This is a genomic window from Arthrobacter sp. PM3, from assembly GCF_003352915.1.
In the GTDB taxonomy this organism is placed as follows: domain Bacteria; phylum Actinomycetota; class Actinomycetes; order Actinomycetales; family Micrococcaceae; genus Arthrobacter.
Genome location: NZ_CP022314.1, coordinates 174,475 through 195,670, shown reverse-complemented (window position 1 = coordinate 195,670; position 21,196 = coordinate 174,475). Strand labels below are relative to the sequence as shown.

At 69.8% G+C, this 21,196-nt stretch carries 16 protein-coding genes, 2 tRNA genes and 1 pseudogene; 15 read left to right on the top strand and 4 right to left on the bottom strand.

The window, feature by feature from the left end:
- The first annotated feature begins 18 nt into the window (after window positions 1-18).
- Window positions 19-1,695, top strand: a complete 1,677-nt coding sequence (locus tag CFN17_RS00950; protein WP_208749559.1) for an AMP-binding protein — start codon at window positions 19-21, stop codon at window positions 1,693-1,695.
- Window positions 1,696-1,844: 149 nt separating this feature from the next.
- Here the strand turns inward: CFN17_RS00950 and CFN17_RS00945 are convergent, their stop codons facing one another.
- The gene (locus tag CFN17_RS00945; RefSeq protein ID WP_208749558.1) at window positions 1,845-2,825 is read right to left on the bottom strand and encodes a DNA-3-methyladenine glycosylase; all 981 of its coding nucleotides are present in this window, start codon (window positions 2,823-2,825) and stop codon (window positions 1,845-1,847) included.
- Window positions 2,826-2,988: 163 nt separating this feature from the next.
- Between CFN17_RS00945 and CFN17_RS00940 the strand changes: the two genes are divergently transcribed.
- Window positions 2,989-3,414: a VOC family protein gene (locus tag CFN17_RS00940; protein ID WP_208749557.1), complete on the top strand. Its 426-nt coding sequence runs from the start codon at window positions 2,989-2,991 to the stop codon at window positions 3,412-3,414.
- A gap of 30 nt (window positions 3,415-3,444) precedes the next feature.
- On the opposite strand, the gene CFN17_RS00935 is transcribed toward CFN17_RS00940, so the two are convergent.
- Window positions 3,445-4,578 carry an SLC13 family permease gene (locus tag CFN17_RS00935; protein ID WP_208751265.1) on the bottom strand — a complete coding sequence of 378 codons (1,134 nt, stop codon included), beginning with the start codon at window positions 4,576-4,578 and terminating at the stop codon, window positions 3,445-3,447.
- 129 nt (window positions 4,579-4,707) lie between these two features.
- Between CFN17_RS00935 and CFN17_RS00930 the strand changes: the two genes are divergently transcribed.
- The 6 genes from CFN17_RS00930 to CFN17_RS00905 all read left to right on the top strand — a co-directional run bounded on the left by CFN17_RS00930 (window position 4,708) and on the right by CFN17_RS00905 (window position 11,614).
- Window positions 4,708-6,093: a cystathionine beta-synthase gene (locus tag CFN17_RS00930; protein ID WP_208749556.1), complete on the top strand. Its 1,386-nt coding sequence runs from the start codon at window positions 4,708-4,710 to the stop codon at window positions 6,091-6,093.
- 17 nt (window positions 6,094-6,110) lie between these two features.
- On the top strand, window positions 6,111-7,310 hold the full coding sequence (locus CFN17_RS00925) for a cystathionine gamma-synthase (RefSeq protein WP_208749555.1): 1,200 nt from the start codon (window positions 6,111-6,113) through the stop codon (window positions 7,308-7,310).
- A gap of 70 nt (window positions 7,311-7,380) precedes the next feature.
- Window positions 7,381-7,914, top strand: a complete 534-nt coding sequence (locus CFN17_RS00920) for a helix-turn-helix domain-containing protein (protein WP_208749554.1) — start codon at window positions 7,381-7,383, stop codon at window positions 7,912-7,914.
- Complete coding sequence (locus tag CFN17_RS00915) at window positions 7,911-9,266, top strand: MFS transporter (protein ID WP_208749553.1); 1,356 nt, start codon at window positions 7,911-7,913, stop codon at window positions 9,264-9,266. The genes CFN17_RS00920 and CFN17_RS00915 overlap by 4 nt, the downstream gene beginning before the upstream one ends.
- 101 nt (window positions 9,267-9,367) lie before the next feature.
- A complete protein-coding gene (locus tag CFN17_RS00910) occupies window positions 9,368-10,717 on the top strand; it encodes a glycosyltransferase 87 family protein (protein WP_208749552.1) in 1,350 nt (449 codons plus the stop codon).
- A gap of 45 nt (window positions 10,718-10,762) precedes the next feature.
- Complete coding sequence (locus tag CFN17_RS00905; RefSeq protein WP_261792295.1) at window positions 10,763-11,614, top strand: SDR family oxidoreductase; 852 nt, start codon at window positions 10,763-10,765, stop codon at window positions 11,612-11,614.
- On the opposite strand, the gene CFN17_RS00900 is transcribed toward CFN17_RS00905, so the two are convergent.
- Complete coding sequence (locus CFN17_RS00900) at window positions 11,542-12,741, bottom strand: acyl-CoA dehydrogenase family protein (RefSeq protein ID WP_208749551.1); 1,200 nt, start codon at window positions 12,739-12,741, stop codon at window positions 11,542-11,544. The two genes, CFN17_RS00905 and CFN17_RS00900, sit on opposite strands and share 73 nt — an antisense overlap.
- A gap of 101 nt (window positions 12,742-12,842) precedes the next feature.
- On the opposite strand from CFN17_RS00900, the gene CFN17_RS00895 reads away from it, so the two are divergent.
- The 6 genes and pseudogenes from CFN17_RS00895 (at window position 12,843) to CFN17_RS00870 (ending at window position 18,148) form a co-directional block, all read left to right on the top strand.
- Window positions 12,843-13,496, top strand: a complete 654-nt coding sequence (locus tag CFN17_RS00895) for an MOSC domain-containing protein (RefSeq protein WP_208749550.1) — start codon at window positions 12,843-12,845, stop codon at window positions 13,494-13,496.
- Window positions 13,497-13,945: 449 nt separating this feature from the next.
- Window positions 13,946-15,991 carry a DEAD/DEAH box helicase gene (locus tag CFN17_RS00890; RefSeq protein ID WP_208749549.1) on the top strand — a complete coding sequence of 682 codons (2,046 nt, stop codon included), beginning with the start codon at window positions 13,946-13,948 and terminating at the stop codon, window positions 15,989-15,991.
- 232 nt (window positions 15,992-16,223) lie between these two features.
- Window positions 16,224-16,295: transfer RNA gene (locus CFN17_RS00885), tRNA-Thr, on the top strand.
- A 62-nt stretch (window positions 16,296-16,357) separates the two neighbouring features.
- Window positions 16,358-16,434: transfer RNA gene (locus CFN17_RS00880), tRNA-Met, on the top strand.
- 257 nt (window positions 16,435-16,691) lie between these two features.
- Window positions 16,692-17,468, top strand: a pseudogene (gene yidC, locus CFN17_RS00875) (membrane protein insertase YidC); the annotation flags it as partial.
- Between the two features lie 20 nt (window positions 17,469-17,488).
- Window positions 17,489-18,148, top strand: a complete 660-nt coding sequence (locus CFN17_RS00870) for an NAD(P)H-binding protein (RefSeq protein ID WP_208749547.1) — start codon at window positions 17,489-17,491, stop codon at window positions 18,146-18,148.
- 35 nt (window positions 18,149-18,183) lie between these two features.
- Here CFN17_RS00870 and CFN17_RS00865 read toward each other — a convergent pair whose 3' ends face one another.
- Window positions 18,184-19,362 carry an ROK family transcriptional regulator gene (locus CFN17_RS00865; protein ID WP_208749546.1) on the bottom strand — a complete coding sequence of 393 codons (1,179 nt, stop codon included), beginning with the start codon at window positions 19,360-19,362 and terminating at the stop codon, window positions 18,184-18,186.
- A gap of 106 nt (window positions 19,363-19,468) precedes the next feature.
- Between CFN17_RS00865 and CFN17_RS00860 the strand changes: the two genes are divergently transcribed.
- On the top strand, window positions 19,469-21,175 hold the full coding sequence (locus CFN17_RS00860; protein ID WP_208749545.1) for an alpha-amylase family glycosyl hydrolase: 1,707 nt from the start codon (window positions 19,469-19,471) through the stop codon (window positions 21,173-21,175).
- The last annotated feature ends 21 nt before the right edge of the window (window positions 21,176-21,196 follow it).

Sequence of the window (21,196 nt, the reverse complement as noted above, 5' to 3'; positions counted from 1 at the left end):
AGTTGGTAGCGTCACACCATGCTTGCTTATACAGGCGGGGACACTGACGTCCCGCTGCTCGAGGAAACCATCGGCGCGAACTTCGAACGGATCGCGGCGCAGTTCCCGTACCACGACGCGCTGATCGAGGCGGCTGCGGTGCCCGGCGAGGAAGCCCGGCGCTGGAGCTATGCCAAGTTGAACGACGACGTCGACCGCCTGGCGCGTGCGCTGCTCGCCCTGGGCGTTGCCAAAGGTGAGCGGATCGGCATCTGGAGCCCGAACTGCGCCGAATGGACCATCCTGCAGTACGCCACCGCGAAGACCGGGGCAATCCTGGTCAACGTTAACCCGGCCTACCGCAGCCACGAACTCGAGTTCGTCGTCCGGCAGAATGGCATGCGCATGCTGGTCACGGCGCCCTCGGACCGGAACAGCGACTACACCGCGATGGCGCGCCAGGCGCTTGCGGCGTGCCCGGACCTGCGCGAGCTCATCTTCCTTCCGGCGGGCGGTGTCGACGGGCTCAGCGCCGGCGAACCGGAAAGGGAAGCGGAGCGGACCTACGCCGAGCTGCTGCGGCGGGCCGACGACGTCGGACATTCCGCGCTGCAGGCGCGCATGGCGGACCTGGACGCGCACGATCCCATCAACCTGCAGTACACCTCCGGCACCACGGGATTCCCGAAAGGTGCCACGCTGACCCACCACAACATCCTCAACAACGGGTACTCGATCGGCGAGCAGCTGGGTTACACCGAACACGACCGCGTGGTGATTCCGGTGCCGTTCTATCACTGTTTCGGCATGGTGATCGGGAACCTGGCGGCACTCAGCCACGGGGCCGCGACGATCATTCCCGGCCGGTCGTTCTCCCCGGCGGCGGCGCTGGAAGCCGTGCAGGATTTCGGCGGAACCTCCCTCTACGGGGTGCCCACCATGTTCATCGCCGAGCTCGCACTGCCGGACTTCGCCTCTTACGACCTCTCCACACTGCGCACGGGCGTCATGGCCGGATCCCTCTGCCCGATCGAGGTGATGAACCGGGTCATCGGCGAAATGAACATGCGCGACGTCGCCATCTGCTACGGCATGACGGAGACCTCGCCGGTATCCACGATGACCCGGAGCGTGGACACCATGGCCCAGCGCACCGAGACCGTGGGCCGGACGATGCCCAACCTGGAGAGCCGGATCGTGGACCCGGTCACGGGGGAGGTGCTCGAGCGCGGCGGGATCGGCGAACTGTGCACCCGCGGGTACGCCGTGATGCAGGGGTACTGGAACCAGCCGGACAAGACCGCCGAGGCGATCGACGCCGAGGGATGGATGCACACCGGAGACCTCGCCCGGATGGACGCCGACGGCTATATCGTGATCGAGGGCCGGATCAAGGACATGGTGATCCGCGGCGGGGAGAACGTGTATCCGCGCGAAATCGAGGAGTTTCTCTACACCCACCCGGACATCCAGGACGTGCAGGTGATCGGCGTGCCGGACGCCAAGTACGGCGAGGAACTGATGGCGTGCGTCATCATGAAACCCGGCGCCGCGCCGCTGGATGCCGCCGGCCTGGCCGAGTTCTGCCGCGGCAAGCTGGCACACTACAAGATCCCGCGCTACGTCGATGTCCGGGAGAGCTTCCCGATGACCGTTTCCGGCAAGATCCGCAAGGTGGACATGCGCCAGGAGGCCGCGGCCCGGCTGGGCCTGTAGCACCCCGGGCGGGCTGGCTGCCGCGCATAGGGCGCGGTGCTCCGTCCGGGGGCACTTTGGCCACTGTGTTCGAGGCCGGTGCCCTTGTTGTCGGCGTGTCGCGCCTCAAAGTGCCCCCGGACCGCCGCCGGATCCGGGCGGGAAGGGGGTCAGTGGCCGCGGTGGTCCTGGATGGTCATCCGGGGGCCGAAGACGGGTTTGCGGAAGCCGCTCAGGCCGATCATCCGGACCACCCGCTGCCGGTGCCCGGCCCAGGGGGCCAGCAGCCGGAGCATGCCGGCGTCGTCGGTCCGGCGGCCGGTCAAGGCCGCGCCCACGTAGGCCGCGAGGTGGTAGTCGCCCACCGCGATCGAGTCCGGGCAGCCGTGCGTGCGCTGCACCACCTCGGCCGCCGTCCAGACGCCGACCCCGGGAATGGTCTGCAGCTTGGCGCTAGCCTCGGCCGCCGGCACGGCAGCGAGTCGTTCCAGCGCGGCGGCGGAGCGGAGCGCCCGCATCACCGTCGCGGAGCGCTGCGGGCCCACCCCGGCCTTGTGCCACTCCCAGGACGGAATGCGCAGCCACGCTTCGGGCGTGGGCTGGAGCATAAGGTTCGCCGGGGCCACCGTCCCGGCGCCCGGCGCGGTCGCCCCGAACCGGTACGTCAGGTAGCGATAGCCGCGGCGGGCCTCAATGACGGTCACCTTTTGTTCCAGGATAGTCGGGACGAGCGAGTCGATCATGCGGCCGGTTGCCGGCATCCGCACGGCGGGGTTCCGGCGCCGGGCCTCGATGACCATTCGGGGGAGTGTGGCGTGGAATGCCGGCTCATCAAACGCCGTCCAGTCGTCGTCGCGGCCCAGCAGGCGCGGCACGGAGCCAACGGCGTCCGCCGCCCCGGGGCCCCAGCCCTGGACGTCCACGGCGGGATCCGTCCGGGGTCCGCTTGACGTGAGCCGCAGCGACGCGGGGCCGGCCGGCGTCGTGAATGCCAGCCACACAGCGCCCGGGACCTGGCGGATGGACGGGTCCCCGTGCCCCCGCTGCAGCGGGCTGATCGTCTGCAGCAGGTCGAAGGGCCGGCCGGGATGCCACCGCAGGGAGGCGTCCGCCGCGGCGGCCAGGCCGGCGGGAACGTCTGCAAGGGTCATCCGAACATGTTCCCACGCCGGGCCGCCGGGAACGCACCGGAGGACCCGGCAAGTGAGCCGAACGGCCCTAAAGGTCCGCGGGTCCCGGGGCTAGACTCCGGCTGGGGCGCCGGTCCGGCGTGCCTGCCGTTGGTCCGGGCGCCGGGGCCGCGAGGAGCACATCATGGCCGGTGGAGTGGTGCATTTCGAGATTCCCGCGGACGACGAGGACCGGGCACGGCAGTTCTACAGTTCGGTCTTCGGCTGGGGCTTCCAAGTCATGCCGGAGATGGAATACAGCCTGGCCATGACGACGCCGATGGACGAGACAGGCCGGCCCGCCGTCGCCGGATCCATCAACGGCGGCCTGTTCCGGCGCGGGGAGCTGACGGCTCCGGTGGTCACCATCGACGTCGATGACATCGACGCCGCCCTGGCGGAAATCGCCGCGCGGGGCGGTTCCGTGTTCCGCGCGAAAATGGAGGTCCCGGGCATGGGCTGGAACGCCTACTTCAAGGACAGCGAAGGCAACGTCGTCGGCCTCTGGCAGAACGCGGCTCCGGAGGGCGGCGCCGCGGCGGCGGACTCCGGAAACGACATCGGCGCCTGAGGGTACGGCCCGGAATCTTGGTTCCTCGGCTCAGTGCATCCGGGTGGTGAGCCACAGCGCCACAACTGCCAGCGGGACGGTCACGACGACGGCGGCGGCGCCGGCCACCGCGAAGCCGCCCCAGCGGACATCGACGTTCAGCGACAGGAGCCGCTCGTGCCACAGCAATGTGGCCAGGGAAGCCCACGGCGTCACCAGCGGGCCCAGGTTCACCCCGATCAGCAGGGCCGCCAGCCGCGCCGGGGAGCTGCCCACCGGCTCGAGGGCCAGATAGGCCGGGAGGTTGTTGACTGCGTTGGCCGTCCCGGTGCCCAGCGCGGCGATTTGCAGGAGCACCGGCAGGCTGTCGCCGCTGCCGGGGATCCCGGTCAGGAACCGGGTGAGGCCGTTGGCGTGCAGGGTCTCCACCACCATGAACAGGCCGGACGTGAGCATGAGCGGACGCCAGGGGATCATGGACCAGCGCAGGGCGGAGCGGCGGCGCCAGAGGAAGAGCAGCAGCAGGACCGCGGCGGCGGCGATCGCCGAATACTGCACCGGAATGCCGGACACGAGCGCCGGCAGCAGGACGGCCAGGACACCGGACGCCGCGTACAGCAGCACCCGGTCCCGGACCTTGTGGACCGGCTGCGGGCCGTAGCGGCCGCGAAGATCCTTGCGGAACGCCAGCCACAGCAGCACCAGCGGAACCACGATGCCCACGAGCGCCGGGGCCCACACCAGGGCGGCGAACGCGGCCGGACTGAGCCGGAGCCGGTCCTGCGCCAGCAGGTTGGTCAGGTTGGACACCGGCAGCAGCAGGGAGGCCGTGTTCGCCAGCCAGATCGTGGTCAGCGCGAACGGCAGCGGCGGGATGCGGGCGTGCACAGCCAGCAGCACGACGACGGGAGTCACCAGGACCGCCGTCGTATCCAGCGACAGGAACACCGTGGACACGGTGGCCAGGGCGATGACGAGGAACCACAGCAGCAGGACCCGGCCGCGGCCCAGCGTCGCCAGCCGCTCCGTCACCACCCGGAAGAGCCCGGCGTCGTCCACCAGCTCCGTCACCAGGGACATCGCCACCACGAACGCCAGCACCGGCACGGTCCGTGCCGCCAGCTCCTCGAAGGCCGGGACCGGCAGCAGCCCGGTCGCCAGCGCCGCGCACCCGGCCAGCAGCATGCCCGCGGGCAGCGCATAGCTCTTGAACCTCTTCAGCCCGGCAATCCTCGTCACCGCCCAATCCTCGCACTTCAGGGCGCCGCCGCCGCTCCGACGTGCCCGTGCGCCGGAGGCGGTACCTTGGTACCTATGAAGTACGCCCAGTCCGTTCTGGACCTCATCGGCCACACGCCGCTCGTCAAGCTCAACCACGTCACCGACGGCATCGCAGCCACTGTCCTGGTGAAACTGGAGTACCTGAACCCCGGCGGTTCGATCAAGGACCGGATCGCGGCCAAGATGATCGACGAGGCCGAGCGGACCGGCAAGCTCCAGCCCGGCGGAACCATTGTGGAACCCACCTCGGGCAACACCGGCGTCGGGCTGGCGCTCGTGGCACAGCAGAAGGGCTACCGCTGCATCTTCGTGGTCCCGGACAAGGTCGGCGAGGACAAGCGGGCCGTGCTCCAGGCATACGGCGCCGAAGTGGTGGTCACCCCCACCGCCGTCCCGCCCGACAGCCCGCAAAGCTACTACGGCGTCTCCGACCGGCTTGTCACCGAAATCCCCGGCGCCTACAAACCCGACCAGTTCTCCAACCCGGCCGCCCCGGCCAGCCACTACGAATCCACCGGGCCCGAGATCTGGAACGACACCGACGGCCGGGTCACGCACTGCGTGATCGGCGCCGGCACCGGCGGCACGATCACCGGCACCGGCCGGTACCTCAAGGAAGCCTCCGCCGGACGGTCCGCGGCCGACGGCGGCGTCGTCAAGATCATCGGCGCGGATCCCGCCGGCTCGGTGTACTCCGGCGGCACCGGCCGCCCGTATTTCGTCGAGGGCGTCGGGGAGGACATGTGGCCGGCGAACTACGACAAGTCCGTCCCGGACGACGTCATTGCCGTCAGCGACGCTGACTCCTTCGCGATGACGCGCCGGCTCGCCCGCGAGGAAGGCCTGCTGGTGGGCGGTTCCTCGGGCATGGCCGTCGTGGCCGCGCTGGAGGTCGCCAAGGACCTCCCGGCCGAGGCCGTAGTGGTGGTCATCCTGCCGGACTCGGGCCGCGGCTACCTGGCGAAGATCTTCAACGACCAGTGGATGCGCTCCTACGGCTTCCTGGCCAGCGGGGACGAAGCCTCCGTGGGCGAGGTCCTCAAGGCCAAGACCGGCGAACTCCCGGACCTGGTCCACATCCACCCGAACGAGAGCGTCCGCGACGTCATCAACATCATGAACGAGTTCGGCGTCTCGCACATCCCGGTCCTGTCCCAGGAACCGCCCGTGGTGATGGGCGAGGTCCTCGGCGCGGTGGACGAGCGCACGCTCACGGCCAAGCTCTTCCGCGGCGAGGCCAAGCTCTCGGACAAGATCTCCGAACACATGGAGGCCCGCCTGCCCGTGATCGGTTCGCTCGAATCGATCTCCACTGCCCGCGAACTCCTCTCCGACGCCGACACCCTCATGGTGACGTTCGTCGGCGCTCCGGTGGGGATCCTGACCCGCCACGACCTCCTCGCCTACCTCAGCAACTGACCAGTCCAAGGAGTCCCATGTCCCTGCCAGAAAGCTCTTCCGAGAAGACCACCGGCTTCAACACCCGCGCCGTCCACGCCGGCCAGGCCTTCGAACCGCGCACCGGGGCCGTGGTGCCCCCGGTGCACTTCTCCTCCACCTACGCCCAGGACGGCATCGGCGGCCTGCGGGCCGGCTACGAGTACGGCCGCGGCACCAACCCCACCCGCGACGCGCTGCAGGAACAGCTCGCCGCACTGGAAGGCGGCACGGCCGCGTTCTCCTTCGGTTCGGGCCTGGCCGCCGAGGACTCCATGATCCGCGCCCTGACCCGGCCCGGCGACCACATCGTGCTCGGCAACGACGCCTACGGCGGCACGTACCGGCTCATCAGCAGGGTCCTGGGGGAGTGGGGCATCGGCAACACCCCGGTGGACATGTCCGACCTCGACGCCGTGGCCAAGGCCGTGGCGGCCGGGGGATCGGCCGGCGGCGGCGGCAAGACCCGCCTGGTGTGGGTGGAGACGCCGTCGAACCCGATGATGAAGATTACGGACATCGCGGCCCTGGCCACGGTGGCGCACGACGCCGGCGCCCTCCTGGTCGTGGACAACACCTTCGCCTCCCCGTACCTGCAGAACCCGCTCGCCCTCGGCGCCGACGTGGTGGTGCACTCCACCACCAAGTACATCGGCGGCCACTCCGACGTCGTCGGCGGCGCGATCATCGTCAACGACCCGGAACTGGCCGAGAAGATCGGCTTCGTCCAGTTCGCCGTCGGCGCCGTGTCCGGACCGATGGACGCCTTCCTCACCACCCGCGGCCTGAAAACCCTCGGCGTGCGGATGGACCGGCACAGCGACAACGCCCAGGCTGTGGCCGAATGGCTGCTGCAGCGCCCCGAGGTGGAGGCCGTGCTTTACCCGGGCCTGCCCTCCCACCCGGGCCACGAGCTGGCGAAGAAGCAGATGAAGAAGTTCGGCGGGATGATCTCCGTGCAGTTCAAGGGCGGCGAGGCCGCGGCCCGGAAGGTGGCAGAATCCACCACCGTGTTCACCCTCGCCGAGTCCCTCGGCGGGATCGAATCGCTCATGAACTACCCGTCCGAGATGACGCACGCCTCGGTCAAGGGCACCGAGCTGGCCGTCCCGGTCAACCTGATCCGGCTCTCCTGCGGCATCGAGGACGTCGAGGACCTCATCGCCGACCTCGACGCGGCGCTGTCCTCCCTGACCTGAGGCGTCGCCCACCTCGGCGTTCCGGCAAAATGGCTGGCTTTCTTTAAGAGAGTCAGCTAGGGTGGCCTGCATGGCACTTCGATCCGACTGGTCCGCGCGGACCTGCAGCATGGCCCGCGGCCTGGACATCCTTGGCGACCCGTGGAGCATGCTCGTCCTGCGGGAAGTCTTCTTCGGCAACGGCCGTTTCGAGGCCATGAAACAGCGGCTGGGGGCGGCGGACTCGGTCCTCACCAAGCGGCTCGCCGGGCTCGTCGACGCCGGGCTCCTCACCCGCCGGCCCTACGACGACGGCGGCCGCACCCGCCAGGAGTACGTCCTCACGGCCAAGGGCGAGGACGCCCTGCCCGTGCTCAACGCGGTGGTGATCTGGTCCGAGAAGCACCTCCCGGCCCCGTCCGCCCAGGCGCACATGTTCGTGATCCACAGCGGCTGCGGGCAGCGGACCTCGTCCGCGGACACCTGCACGGCCTGCGGGGAACGGCTGAGCGCCGGAAACACCAGCTGGCACAGCCTCACCCGCACCCCGGACCCCGTCCCGCTGGCCTCGGCCGGCCGGCACAGCCCCGACCCGGCCCATCCCGAGAACGGAACCGCCGCATGAGCGCCCCCGAAACCACTCTGGCCCCCTCTCCGGTCCGCCGCCGGATCCACCCGGCGTGGACCGTCGCCGCCGTCGCCTTCCTGGCCCTCGTCGGCGCCGCGGGGTTCCGCGCGGCGCCGGGTGTGCTCATGGTGCCGCTGCAGAACGAGTTCGGCTGGTCCACCACCGTGCTGTCCGCCGCGGTCAGCATCAACCTGGTTCTGTTCGGGCTCACGGCGCCGTTCGCGGCGGCCCTGATGGAGCGTTTCGGCATCCGCGCCGTCACGGCCGTGGCCCTCGTGCTGATCGGTGCCGGCAGCGCGCTGACGGTCCTTGTGAACCAGTCCTGGCAGATCCTGCTGACGTGGGGGCTGCTGATCGGGCTCGGCACCGGGTCCATGGCCCTGGTCTTCGCCGCCACGATCGCCAACACCTGGTTCGTCAAGAGACGCGGCCTGGTGATCGGGATCCTCACCGCCGGCAGCGCCGCCGGGCAGCTGCTTTTCCTGCCCTTCATCGCGCTCCTGGCCCAGGACCCGGGCTGGCGGCAGGCCTCGCTGCTGATCGCCGCCGGTGCGCTCGCCGTGGTGCCGCTCGTGCTGAAATTCCTGAAGAACTCACCGGCCGACGTCGGGGTGCTGCCGTACGGGGCCGAGGCACCCGCGGCCGGGGAGACCGAGGACGGCGCGGCGCCGCCGGCTCCGGATACGGCGCCGGCTCCGGCCGCTGCGGAACCGCGCCGCAACGCCGCGGTCCGCGCTTTGCAGGTCCTCAGGCGCGCCAGCAGGGTCCGGACCTTCTGGGCCCTCGTGGCCGGGTTCGCGATCTGCGGTGCCACCACCAACGGGCTGATCGGCACCCACTTCATCCCCTCCGCCCATGACCACGGCATGCCCGAGACCACCGCGGCGGGTCTGCTCGCCGTCGTCGGCCTTTTCGACATCGTCGGAACCATCGCCTCCGGGTGGCTGACGGACCGGTACAACCCCCGGATCCTGCTGGCCGTGTACTACCAGTTCCGCGGGATCGGGCTGCTGGTGCTGCCGCTGCTGCTCAGCTCCACGGTCCACCCCAGCATGATCGTGTTCGTGGTGATCTACGGTCTGGACTGGGTGGCCACCGTGCCGCCGACCGCCGCGATCTGCCGCCAGGTGTTCGGCGCCGACGGCAGTGTCGTGTTCGGCTGGGTGTTCGCGGCCCACCAGCTCGGCGCGGCCGCGGCGGCCCTGGCCGCCGGCGCAATCCGCGACGCCACCGGCCAGTACACGTACGCCTGGTTCGCCGCCGCCGCGATGTGCACAATCGCCGCCGTCATCAGCGCCACCATCTGCAAGGACGCCCGGGCGGCTGAGGCGGCCCCGGTGCCGGCGTAGCTGTTCTGTAGACTGGGCCGACAGCGAGGGCGCGTTTCGGCCGCCCGGACGGAACCGACCATTCGGCCAGCGTCTATACCAGCAGCCCGATGGGGGAAATCATGTCAGTGCCCGATTCCAAGGTGAGCCCCGTGCCGTCCACCGGCAACCTGCCCGCGAAGCTGCTCTGGTTTTCCGCCGCCCTGGCGATCGCCGCGGCCGGCTGGTTCATCTGGGTCTCGCTCGGCGCCTGGGCCAAAGAGGGCTTGGATTTCAGCGTCTACTGGTACGGCGGGAAGATCCTCAACGACGCCGGCGCGGCGCCGTCGGACCTGTACGCCGGCAACGTGGACTGGGCCGGCGGGCCGGCGCTGAAGTTCACCTATCCGCCGTTCGCCGCCGTGGTCTTCAGCTTCCTGGCCCGGCTGCCCCAGGCGGCCGCGCTGACCCTGTTCAACGCCGCCGGCGCCGCCGTGGCGATCCTGGCCGCCGTCCGCACCGTCCGTTACTGGAACGCCAAGAGCAACTGGCGGGCCACGTTCCGGTCGCCGGGCAACTGCTGGGCCGCCGCGGTGCTGGTCCTGGCGGTACTCAACCTCGGCCCGTGGCGCGAAACCCTGGTGTTCGGCCAGATCAACGTCCTCCTCATGGGGCTGATGGCCGCCGACCTGCTCTCCCGCAATCCGCGCTGGACCCGCGGCGTTCCCGGCAGCGGCCTGCTGGTCGGCGTCGCCGCCGGCATCAAGCTGACGCCGCTGGTGTTCGGGCTGTACTACCTGGTCCGCAAGGACTGGCGGGGTCTGCTTAACATGGCCGCCGGCTTCACCGCGACCGTGCTGCTGGGCTGGGTGCTGCGCCCCGCCGAATCCCTGCAGTTCTGGTTCCAGATGCTGCAGGACACCTCCCGGGTGGGCGGGGCGGGCTACGTGGACAATCTGTCCCTCAAGGGCGCGCTGCTGCACTTCGGCGTCCCGGAGGCGACCGTGACCGTGCCGTGGCTGGTCCTGAGCCTGGCCGTGGTGGCGCTGGGCGCGGGCGTGATCAAGGCTGCCAGCGACCAGGGCGCGCGGGTCGTCGCCGTCTCGGCGACGGCACTGACCATGCTGCTGATCAGCCCGGTTTCGTGGTCCCACCACTGGGTGTGGGTCGCGGCGGTCTTCCCGGCCTTCGCCTGGACCCTGCGGGAAACCCCGCGCCGCTACGCCGCGATGCGCTGGACCATGGGCGGGGTGCTGGGCCTCTCGATCCTGGTGTTCCTGTTCTCACCCAAGACCATCGGCAAGGCCCTCGGCGCGGCCAACCTCGACATCCAGACGCCGGGCCTGTGGATCATGGCATCCAGCGCCGGGGTGTTCTGCGCCGTCGCCCTCCTGGCGTGCTGGTTCGTGGCGCTGCGCCGGGACGCGCTGGCACCGGATCTCGACCTCGCCGCCGTCCCTGCGGCCGAACGGGGCGTCCGGACCCCCGCCTGACGCTCATGAGCGGTTGCTCCCGGCGACGCGGCTAGGCTGTTCGGCATGAGTTCCCCGACACCCCGCAAGACCGCCCTCGTGACCGGCGTCGGCCGGCTCGCCGGAATCGGCGCCGGCATCGCCCGCCGGCTCGCCGCGGACGGCTGGGACCTCGTCCTGAGCTGCTGGCAGGACTACGACGCCCGGATGCCGTGGGGCGTCCAGCCGGACGACGTCGAACGCCTCACCGCCGAACTGCAGGCGACCGGCGCCGCCGTCGTGGTCCTGCCGGCGGACTTTGAAGACCCCGAGGCCGCGGAGCGGCTGATGGCCGCGGCGGCGGAGGAAGCCGGCACCCTGCACGGACTGGTGCTCAGCCACGCCGAATCCGTGGACTCCGGCATCCTGGACACCTCCCTGGCGAGCTTTGACCGGCACTTCGCAGTCAACACCCGGGCCAGCTGGCAGCTGATTGCGGCCTTCGCCCGGCAGGCCGGTCCCGACGGCGGGGCGGTCGTGGCGCTGACCAGCGACCACACCGCCTTCAACCTGCCCTACGGGGCGTCCAAGGGCGCGCTGGACCGGATCGTGATTGCGGCGGCCCGGGAGCTCGGACCGCTGGGGATCAGCGCCAACGTCCTCAACCCGGGGCCGGTGGACACCGGCTGGATGGATGACGCGCTCCGCGGCGAACTGGCCGCCCGGCAGCCCGGCGGCCGGCTGGGCACCCCTGCGGACGTGGCCGGCACGGTGGCGTTCCTGCTCTCGCCCGAGGGCCGCTGGATGTCCGGGCAGCTGGTCAAGGCCGACGGCGGCTTCTCCGCCCGACGTCCGGGCCCTCGCGGCTACCGGAACGCGGGCAAGCCCGTGATGTGCTGGCCCAGGACCAGGGTGTGGACCTCGTCGGTGCCCTCGTAGGTGCGGACGGATTCAAGGTTGGCGGCGTGCCGCAGCGGGGAGTAGTCCAGCGTGATGCCGTTGCCGCCCAGGATCGTGCGGGCCTCCCGGGCCACGGTGAGGGCCTCGCGCACATTGTTGAGCTTGGCGAGCGAGATCTGCTCCGGCCGCAGCCGCCCGGCGTCCTTGAGCCGGCCCAGGTGCAGGGCCAGCAGGGTGCCTTTCTGGATTTCCACGAGCATGTTCACGAGTTTCTCCTGCGTCAGCTGGTAGCCGGCCAGCGGCTTGCCGAACTGCAGCCGCTCCCCGGCATAGGCCAGGGCCGCCTCGTAGGAATCCCGGGCGGCGCCCATCGCGCCCCACGCGATGCCGTACCGGGCCTCGTTGAGGCAGGAGAACGGCCCGCGCAGCCCCCGCGCCGCCGGCAGCAGCGCCTCCGGGCCCAGCCGGACGGCGTCGAACGCGATGTCGCACTGGATCGACGCGCGCATGGAGAGCTTCTGCCCGATCGGCGTCGCGGTAACCCCCGGCGTGCCGCGGGGGACCAGGAAGCCGCGCACGCCGTCGTCCGTCATGGCCCACACCACCAGCACGTCGGCCACGGACGCGAGCCCGATCCAGCGCTTGGCGCCGTCCAGGACCCAGCCGGCGTCCTCGCCCGTGCCGTCGCGGCGGGCAACGGTCTTCATCGACGCCGGGTCGGAACCGGCCGTGGGCTCCGTCAGGGCAAACGCGCCGATCAGCTCCCCGGCGGCCATCCGGGGGAGCCACTCCTGCTTCTGGTCCTCGGAGCCCCATTTGTGGATGGCCGTCATGGCGAGGGAGCCCTGCACGGAGACAAACGTGCGGATACCGGAATCGCCGGCCTCGAGTTCCATAGCGGCCAGGCCGTATTCGACGGCGGACCGGCCGGGGCAGCCGTAGCCCTCCAGGTGCATGCCGAGCACGCCGAGTTCGCCCAGTTCCGGGGCAAGGTCCAGGGGGAACACGGCGTCGTCGTACCAGGCGGCGATCTCCGGACGGATCCGCTGGTTCGTGAAGTCGCGGACGCGCTCCCGCACGGCCAGCTCCGCGGCGCTCAGGAGCGAATCAATCGCCAGGACGTCGGAAACATCGGAAAGATCGGAAAGGCCAGCCTCGTTGCTCATGCCAGCATCCTACGGCGGCCCCGGCCGTGGTGGTCGCGGCGGCCGCAACTGCGCCGGTGCGCGCGCTGAATCCGGTGCCCGGGCGGGCCTACACTGGTGCCATGGAAACCGCATCTGTGCTTGCCGTCTGCCGGGTTCACCAGCTGCTAGAAGACCCGGGCAGCGTGGGCGTCACCGCGATCGATAAGCGCCCCGTGGACGGTCCGGTGCGGGTCCACAAGCTTGGCCTGCACGGTGACATCCAGGCCAGCAGGATCCACCACGGCGGCGAGGACCAGGCGCTCTACGCGTATTCACAGAACGACGCCGACTACTGGGCCGGGGAGCTCGGGCGGGAGCTGCCGCCGGGCATCTTTGGTGAAAACCTGCGGATCGCGGGCCTCGACGCCTCCGGCGCCGTGATCGGCGAACGCTGGAAGATCGGACTGGACGTCGAGGTGGAAGTCACCTCGCCGCGCGTTCCCTGTGCCACGTTCCAGCGCCGCATGGCCGAGCCGCACTGGGTCAAGCGGTTCACCGAGGCCGGCAGGGTGGGCGCCTACCTCCGCGTGGTCCGGACCGGCAACATCGAAGCCGGGAACCACATCCACCGCCTTTTCGTCCCCGTCCACGGCGTCACCATTGCCAAGTGGTTCACCGATCCCACCGCAGAGGACATGGAAGCCCTGCGCGACGCCGACGCCGACGGCGAGATCCGCCTGCAGCCCGAGTACCACCAGGAATTCGAGAAGCTGCAGCGCCGGCTTGGCGTGTAGGGCAGGCGCCGTCTTAGCGTGTAGGTCACGGCCCTGCAGGGGGCACGGTCCGGGCGTACTTGCCGGTGCCGGTGTGCGCAAGCTCACCGGCCGCCGTCGGGCCTCCGGTTACCGCGGCGCCGGTCCATGCCCTACAATTGAACTATCCCCCACTCCGGAAATCCCTTATTCCTGCCCAATTCTTGAGGCAGGACTGGTAAGTGTTGGGGCCCGCAAATTGTGATGCGGGCATTTTCATAGGGAGAGCCGGCAAAAGAAAACGCTGTACAGACTGCTGGGATAGCAGCCAAGAGATGCAGCGGGAGGTCCTGCCACGGGATTGCGAAAGCGCCGGACTTCCATGTGACCCGCCGGTCAACGTACGCCCGGCATCTCGTGTCACGCGTACTGCGGCTCCGCTCACCTCGGGTTGTGCCGCTTGGCCCCTATGGATGAGGAAGAAATCCCCTATGCCCGAAAACCAGAACAACTCCGTCGACACCGCGGCTGCCGCCGAGACCAGCCAGGCCGACGTCGAGACTTCTGCCCCCGCCGCCCCGGAATTCACCGAGGCTCCTGCCGCCGCACCGGCGAAGAACGACGACGCCGAGGACGAGGGCGTCAAGTTCGTTGACCTTGGCATCGACGGCCGCGTCCTCGCCGCCCTGCAGGACGTCGGTTACGAGAAACCGTCTCCGATCCAGGCGGCCACCATCCCGCTGCTGCTCGAAGGCCGCGACGTCGTCGGCCTGGCCCAGACCGGTACGGGCAAGACCGCAGCATTCGCAGTGCCCGCGCTGTCCCGCCTGGCCGAGCTCCACGACCTCAACGGCCCGTCCCGCAAGACCCAGGCCCTGGTCCTGGCGCCGACCCGTGAGCTCGCGCTCCAGGTGGCCGAGGCGTTCACCTCCTACGCCAAGCACATCGATGACTTCACCGTGCTGCCCGTCTACGGCGGTTCCGCCTACGGCCCGCAGCTGGCCGGCCTGCGCCGCGGCGCCCAGGTGGTCGTCGGTACCCCCGGCCGCGTGATTGACCACATCGCCAAGGGCTCCCTGGACCTGTCCGAACTCCAGTACCTGGTGCTGGACGAGGCCGACGAGATGCTGCGCATGGGCTTCGCCGATGACGTCGAGCAGATCTTCCAGCAGACCCCGGAGAGCCGCCAGGTGGCGCTCTTCTCGGCCACGATGCCCGGCCAAATCCGCCGCATGTCCAAGCAGTACCTGAACGACCCCGCCGAGATCTCCGTGAAGTCCAAGACCTCCACGGGCACCAATATCCGGCAGCGCTACTTGCAGGTCATGGGCCCGCACAAGCTCGACGCCATGACCCGCATCCTCGAGGTCGAAGAGTTCGACGGCGTCATCGCCTTCGTGCGCACCAAGATGGCCACCGAGGACCTCGCCGACAAGCTGAAGTCCCGCGGCTTCCAGGCGGCCGCCATCAACGGCGATATCCCGCAGCAGCAGCGTGAACGGACCGTTGACGCGCTGAAGGAAGGCCGCATTGACATCCTGGTGGCCACCGACGTCGCCGCCCGCGGCCTCGACGTCGAGCGCATCAGCCACGTGGTCAACTACGACATCCCGCACGACACCGAGTCCTACGTGCACCGCATCGGCCGCACCGGACGTGCAGGCCGGACCGGCGACGCCATCCTGTTCATGACGCCGCGGGAGAAGTACCTGCTGCGCGCCATCGAGAAGGCCACCCGCCAGTCGGTCGAACAGATGCACCTGCCGACCGCCGAAACCGTCAACTCGCTGCGCCTGGGCAAGTTCGCTGAACGCATCACGGAGACCCTCGAGTCCGAGGACGTCGCCATGTTCCGCGACCTCATCGCCTCCTACGAGGAAGAGCACAAGGTGCCGGCCGCCGAGATCGCCGCGGCGCTGGCCGTCATGGCCCAGGGCGGGCAGCCACTGCTGGTCAAGGACCTGCCGGCCGCTCCGGACTTCCAGAAGCGCGAGCGCTCCAAGGACGGCTTCGGCTCCCGCGGCCCGACCCGCCAGCTCACCGAAGGCAACGCCACCTACCGGATCGCCGTCGGACGCCGCCAGCGCGTCATGCCCGGCTCGATCGTGGGCGCCATTGCCAACGAGGGCGGCATCTCCTCGTCGCAGATCGGCGGCATCGACATCCGCTCGGACCACTCCCTCGTAGAGCTCCCCGCGGACCTGAGCCCCGAGCAGCTGCGCGCCCTGTCCCGCACCCGGATCGGCGGCGAGCTGATCCACCTCGAGCTGGACAACGGCCGCCGGCCCTCCGGTGACCGCGGCACCTACCAGGGCAACCGTGGCGGGGACCGCGGAGACCGCGGCGGTTACTCCGGCGGCAGCGGCAACTTCAAGGGCAACGGAGGCTTCAAGCGCGAGTTCCGCAAGAACGACGGCGAGCGGTCCTCCGCGGACCGCGGCGGCCGCTCGTACAGCGAGCGTTCCGAGCGCGGCTTCGGCGGCGACTCCCGCAAGCCGCGCCACGAGGGCGGCTTCAAGCCCCGCAACAAGTGGTAACCATTAGCACCGTCTGAGAACGGGCCGGCTCCCGAGCCGGCCCGTTCCTCTTTAAGCGTTCCGCTCCCGTGTTCGCTTCGTCACACCCGCCCCGCAGGGGGTATCCGGAGCGGCGGTTTTTGCTCCTGGAACCCCCGCGGGAGCCCGGATTTCCGTACTTTTCGTCAGCGCCGCCGTCGTCCGGGCGCCGATTTGTTGGTGGGCGAATCTTCCGGTAGAGTATTTACTCGTTGCCCCCCTAGCTCAGTGGTAGAGCGCGTTCTTGGTAAGAACGAGGTCACCGGATCGATTCCGGTGGGGGGCTCTGAATGAGGGCCTGTGTCAAGGCGGTTTTTGACCGGCTTAGCGCAGGTTTTCCTCATTTATGGCGGTGTAGCTCAGTTGGTTAGAGCGCACGACTCATAATCGTGAGGTCGGGAGATCGAGCCTCCCCACCGCTACCAGATACGACCCCCGGAATCCTTGAGATTCCGGGGGTCTTTCTGTTGCCCTTGGAGGAACAGGATCGCCCTGGCCGAAAGGACTCCGGCTCAGTCGACGCGATCCGGGGGCACTTTGACACGGACACGCCGCGGATTTCGGGCTTAGGCGCCGAAATCATGGCCAAAGTCGCCCCGGACGGCGGACGGCGTCGTCCGGACTCGTGACAAGTTCCCCGAATCACCGTAGCTTTGCAGCACGCGGCGAAAGGGGGGGGTCGGTGGACGTCTTGGCGACAATCATGGCCCCGTTCAAATGGCTGGTCTCCGCCATCATGGTGGGCTTCCATGACGGGCTCAGCGCCATCGGCCTGCCGGCGGCCAGCGGCTGGACCTGGACCCTGGCCATTATTGGACTGGTGCTGGTCATCCGGACGGCCCTCATCCCGGTGTTCCTCAAGCAGGTGAAGGCCCAACGCCAAATGCGGCTCCTGCAGCCGGAGCTGAAGGAGCTGCAGGAGAAGTACCAGGGCAAGACCGACCAGCTGTCCCGCCAAGCGATGGCGCGGGAGCAGATGGCCCTGTACAGGAAGCACGGCACCAACCCGTTCTCGGCCTGCCTGCCCATGCTGATCCAGCTGCCGTTCTTCCTTGCGCTGTTCCAGGTCCTCGCCGGCATCGGCACTGCCGCCGGCCAGGGCGAAGGAGTCGGTGCCATGAGTGCCGGGCAGGTCAGGCAGTTCGACGAGGCCGCAATCTTCGGGGTCCCGCTGTCCGCGTCGCTGCTCCACGGCGGCGGCACCAGCCAGGTCGCCCTATGGGTACTTTCCATCGCGATGATCCTCGCCATGACGGCTGCGCAGCTCATCACGCAGCGGCGGATCATGGCCAGGAACGCGGCCGAAAATGCCGTGGCGAGCCCGATCGTCTCCCAGCAGAAGGTGCTTCTGTACAGCCTCCCGGTGGTCTTCGGCGTGGGCGGCATCCTTTTCCCGATCGGGGTCCTGATCTACTGGACCACCACCAACCTGTGGACCATGGGGCAGCAGTTCTTCGTCCGGTGGGACAGAATGGCACCATGACGCGAATTGCAATCATCGGCGGCCACGGCAAAGTGGCTTTGGAACTGTCCAGAATCCTCGCAGCGGACGGGCAGGAGGTCACGTCCTTCATCCGCAACCCGGACCAAATGGCCGACGTCGCCGCGACCGGCGCCACGCCGGCGCTCCTGGATGTGGAGCACGCGACGACGGCGGAGATCGCCGCAGCGCTGCGAAACCACGACGCCGTCGTGTGGTCCGCCGGGGCCGGCGGCGGCAACCCGGAACGGACCTACGCCGTTGACCGGGACGCCGCTATTCGCTCCATGGACGCCGCAGCGGAGGTCGGCGTCGGCCGATACGTCATGGTCTCCTATTTCGGTGCAGGCCCGGACCACGGCGTCCCGGCGGACAACGGCTTCTTCGCCTACGCCGAGGCCAAGGCGGCCGCGGATGCCTACCTCCGGGGGACTCGCCTGGACTGGACGGTCCTGGGCCCCGGCACGCTGACGGACGGGCCCGGCAACGGGATGATCGACGTCGACCCCGCCGACACATCGGACGGCACCGGGACCGCCCGGGCCAACGTCGCCCTGGTGGCGGCCGCGGTCCTCGGCCTGCCGGGTACGATCCGGCGCACCATCGAGTTCCGGGACGGCACCCTGCCCCTCGCCGCCGCCCTGGACCCGCTGGGCTGACCCGCTCCCGGCTCGCCTGGCCCGCGGGCAGCCCGTCAGGCGGGCGCGGGCAGCACCAGTTCCAGCGCATTCGCCTCGACGTAGTCCAGCGCGTGCCGGACCGCGCCGACCGTGACGATCGCGTCGCCCAGCGGCGAGACGGTCACGCGGGGCGGCGTGGCGGTGAAACGGGGGAGCAGGTCCGTGATCGCCGGCAGCAGGGCCCCGGCGGACTCCGCGACGGCGCCGCCGATCACCACCTGCTCGGGGTTGATCAGGCTTGCGATCGAGGCGATGACACGCGCCATGCGCTCCGCAATCCTGGCCAGGATGGCCAGCGCCGCCGGATCCGACGCCGCCGCGTCCTCAAACACCCGCCGTGCGCTTGCCGCGCCGCCGGCGGACGGCCCGCCGGCCTCCGCGGACCACTGCCGCGCCAGGGCCGCGATGCCGTGACTCGACCCGACGCCCTCCACCATGTCCAGGTAGCCCATCTCGCCGGCCGCGCCGCCGCGGCCGTGGAGCAACCGGCCCGACTCCATGACCCCGGCACCCAGTCGCTCGCCCGCGAGGAGCACCACGAGGTCATCCACGCCCGCGCCCGATCCGCGCCAGCGTTCACCGAGGGCGGCGAGGTTGGCGTCGTTCTCCAGCAGCACCGTCCAGCCGTGGAGGTCCTTCAGCGCGGAGCGGAGCCCGACGTCGAACAGGCTCCAGAACCGCTGCGTCACCAGGACGTTCCCGTCCCGGTCCACCGGTGCGGCGATCCCGGCGCCGACGGCCAGGACCCTGTCCGGAGCGGTCCCCGCGGCCGCCAACGCCTGTCGGCAGGCGAGATCGACGATGCCGATCCGTTCCTGCGCGGGGATGTCCTCGGCGCGGAAGCTCTCGCTGGACCGGCCGACGACGTTTCCATGGAGGTCCGCCACGGCTGCGGTGGTGGTGGCTGCGCCGATGTCGAGGCCCAGGACGAAGCCGGCCTCGCGGTTGAAGGAAAACCGCCGGGCGGGCCGGCCCTTGCGCGGATTCGCCGGGTCCGCGGGCTGATCGAGCTCGACGATCCAGCCCCTGGTGATCAGGTCTTCGCAGACGGCGATCACCGAGGCCCGGGTCAGCCCGGTGAGGGCCATCAGGTCGGTCCCGGTCGCCGTGCCGGCGTTCCGGATGTGGCGCAGCACGGCCTGGGCATTGACGCGGCGCAGCAGTTGCGGTGTGGCGGCGGCTGCGTGCGGCATCACTTCTTGACCTCTTCTGTCCTGCGGACCCATAATTGTTCAGGCAATATATTTAGCTTGTATCTAAAATACCAGAAGCCGTCTCCCAGCCCCGAAGGATCATCCCTTGTCCAACACCGCCACGCTGGCAACCCTGTCCGGTTCCGACCTCGCCGCCGACCCCAACTGGTGGCGCCAGGCCTCGGTGTACCAGATCTATCCGCGCAGCTTCTCCGACTCCAACGGGGACGGCCTGGGCGACATCAAGGGCATCACCGCCAAGGTCCCGTACCTGAAAAAGCTCGGGATCGACGCCGTCTGGCTCTCCCCGTTCTACCCCTCGGCGCTGGCTGACGGCGGCTACGACGTCGACGACTACCGCGACGTCGACCCCAAGCTGGGCACCCTGGCCGACTTCGACGAAATGTCCGCCGCCCTGCATGCCGCCGGCATCAAGCTCATCGCGGACATCGTCCCCAACCACTCCTCCAACCGGCACGTCTGGTTCCAGGAGGCCCTCGCCTCCCCGCGCGGCTCCGCCGCCCGCGATCGCTACATCTTCCGGGACGGGCAGGGCGAGAACGGCGAGATCCCGCCGTCGGACTGGGAGTCCGTGTTCGGCGGCCCGGCGTGGGAGCGCATCACCGAGCCCGACGGCACTCCCGGCCAGTGGTACATGCACATCTTCGCCAAGGAACAGCCGGACCTGAACTGGGCCAACCGGGAAATCCGCGACGACTTCCTCAAGACGCTCCGCTTCTGGTCCGACCGCGGGGTGGACGGCTTCCGCGTCGACGTCGCCCACGCCCTGACCAAGGACCTCACCGAACCGCTCATCTCCAAGGTGGAGCTGAGCGCCGCCAACACGGGCACGGACGGGTTCACGGACGGCTCGCACCCGTTCTGGGACCGGGACGAAGTCCACGAGGTCTACGCCGAGTGGCGTGAAGTCTTCAACGAGTACAACCCGCCGCGCACCGCGGTCGCCGAGGCCTGGGTGCACGCCACGCGCCGCGCCCGCTACGCCAGCCCGCAGGGCCTGGGCCAGGCCTTCAACTTCGACCTCCTGCAGGCCGACTTCGACGCCGCGGAGTTCCGCGAAATCATCACCCGCAACCTCGCCGAGGCGACCGAGTCCGGCGCCTCCTCCACCTGGGTCTTCTCCAACCACGACGTCGTCCGGCACGCCACCCGCTACGGCCTGCCCAAGGGCGGCGGCAAGCACGCGAAGGGCCAGGACGGCAAGGACTGGCTGCTGGCCGGCGCCCCCGCCGAAGAGCTCGACGTCGAACTCGGCCTGCGCCGGGCCCGTGCCGCCACCCTCCTGATGCTGGCCCTGCCGGGCTCGGCCTATCTGTACCAGGGCGAGGAACTGGGCCTGCAGGAAGTCACGGAGATCCCCGACGCCGAGCGCCAGGACCCCACGTTCTTCCGGAACAAGGGCGTGGAGATCGGCCGTGACGGCTGCCGTGTGCCGCTGCCGTGGGCCCCGGAGGGTACGTCGTTCGGCTTCGGCGACGGCGGCGCGCACCTGCCGCAGCCGTCCTGGTTCTCCCGCTACGCAGTGGCCGCCGAAGACGGCGTGGAGGGCTCCACCCTGGAGTTGTACCGGAAGGCCCTGAAGCTCCGCCGCGAGCTGCAGACCTCGGAGGAACTCCAGTGGCATGAGACCGCCAGCGCCGACGTCCTGCACTTCAGCCGCCCCGGCGGCTGGCAGTCCGTGACCAACTTCGGTGACGCCCCCGTTGAGCTGCCCCTCGGCGACGTGCTGGTCAGCAGCGCCCCGCTGGACGGCGGCCTGCTCCCGGCCAACACCACCGCCTGGCTGCGGTGAACACCGCGACGAAGGCTCCGG

Coding starts and splice junctions, on each gene's coding strand:
- CFN17_RS00940 (WP_208749557.1), top strand. CDS start 2,989: ATGGCCGGTGGAGTGGTGCATTTCGAGATTCCCGCGGACGACGAGGAC.
- CFN17_RS00915 (WP_208749553.1), top strand. CDS start 7,911: ATGAGCGCCCCCGAAACCACTCTGGCCCCCTCTCCGGTCCGCCGCCGG.
- CFN17_RS00905 (WP_261792295.1), top strand. CDS start 10,763: ATGAGTTCCCCGACACCCCGCAAGACCGCCCTCGTGACCGGCGTCGGC.
- CFN17_RS00950 (WP_208749559.1), top strand. CDS start 19: ATGCTTGCTTATACAGGCGGGGACACTGACGTCCCGCTGCTCGAGGAA.
- CFN17_RS00865 (WP_208749546.1), bottom strand. CDS start 19,362: ATGCCGCACGCAGCCGCCGCCACACCGCAACTGCTGCGCCGCGTCAAT.
- CFN17_RS00925 (WP_208749555.1), top strand. CDS start 6,111: ATGTCCCTGCCAGAAAGCTCTTCCGAGAAGACCACCGGCTTCAACACC.
- CFN17_RS00895 (WP_208749550.1), top strand. CDS start 12,843: ATGGAAACCGCATCTGTGCTTGCCGTCTGCCGGGTTCACCAGCTGCTA.
- CFN17_RS00910 (WP_208749552.1), top strand. CDS start 9,368: ATGTCAGTGCCCGATTCCAAGGTGAGCCCCGTGCCGTCCACCGGCAAC.
- CFN17_RS00900 (WP_208749551.1), bottom strand. CDS start 12,741: ATGAGCAACGAGGCTGGCCTTTCCGATCTTTCCGATGTTTCCGACGTC.
- CFN17_RS00945 (WP_208749558.1), bottom strand. CDS start 2,825: ATGACCCTTGCAGACGTTCCCGCCGGCCTGGCCGCCGCGGCGGACGCC.
- CFN17_RS00890 (WP_208749549.1), top strand. CDS start 13,946: ATGCCCGAAAACCAGAACAACTCCGTCGACACCGCGGCTGCCGCCGAG.
- CFN17_RS00870 (WP_208749547.1), top strand. CDS start 17,489: ATGACGCGAATTGCAATCATCGGCGGCCACGGCAAAGTGGCTTTGGAA.
- CFN17_RS00930 (WP_208749556.1), top strand. CDS start 4,708: ATGAAGTACGCCCAGTCCGTTCTGGACCTCATCGGCCACACGCCGCTC.
- CFN17_RS00920 (WP_208749554.1), top strand. CDS start 7,381: ATGGCACTTCGATCCGACTGGTCCGCGCGGACCTGCAGCATGGCCCGC.
- CFN17_RS00935 (WP_208751265.1), bottom strand. CDS start 4,578: ATGCTGCTGGCCGGGTGCGCGGCGCTGGCGACCGGGCTGCTGCCGGTC.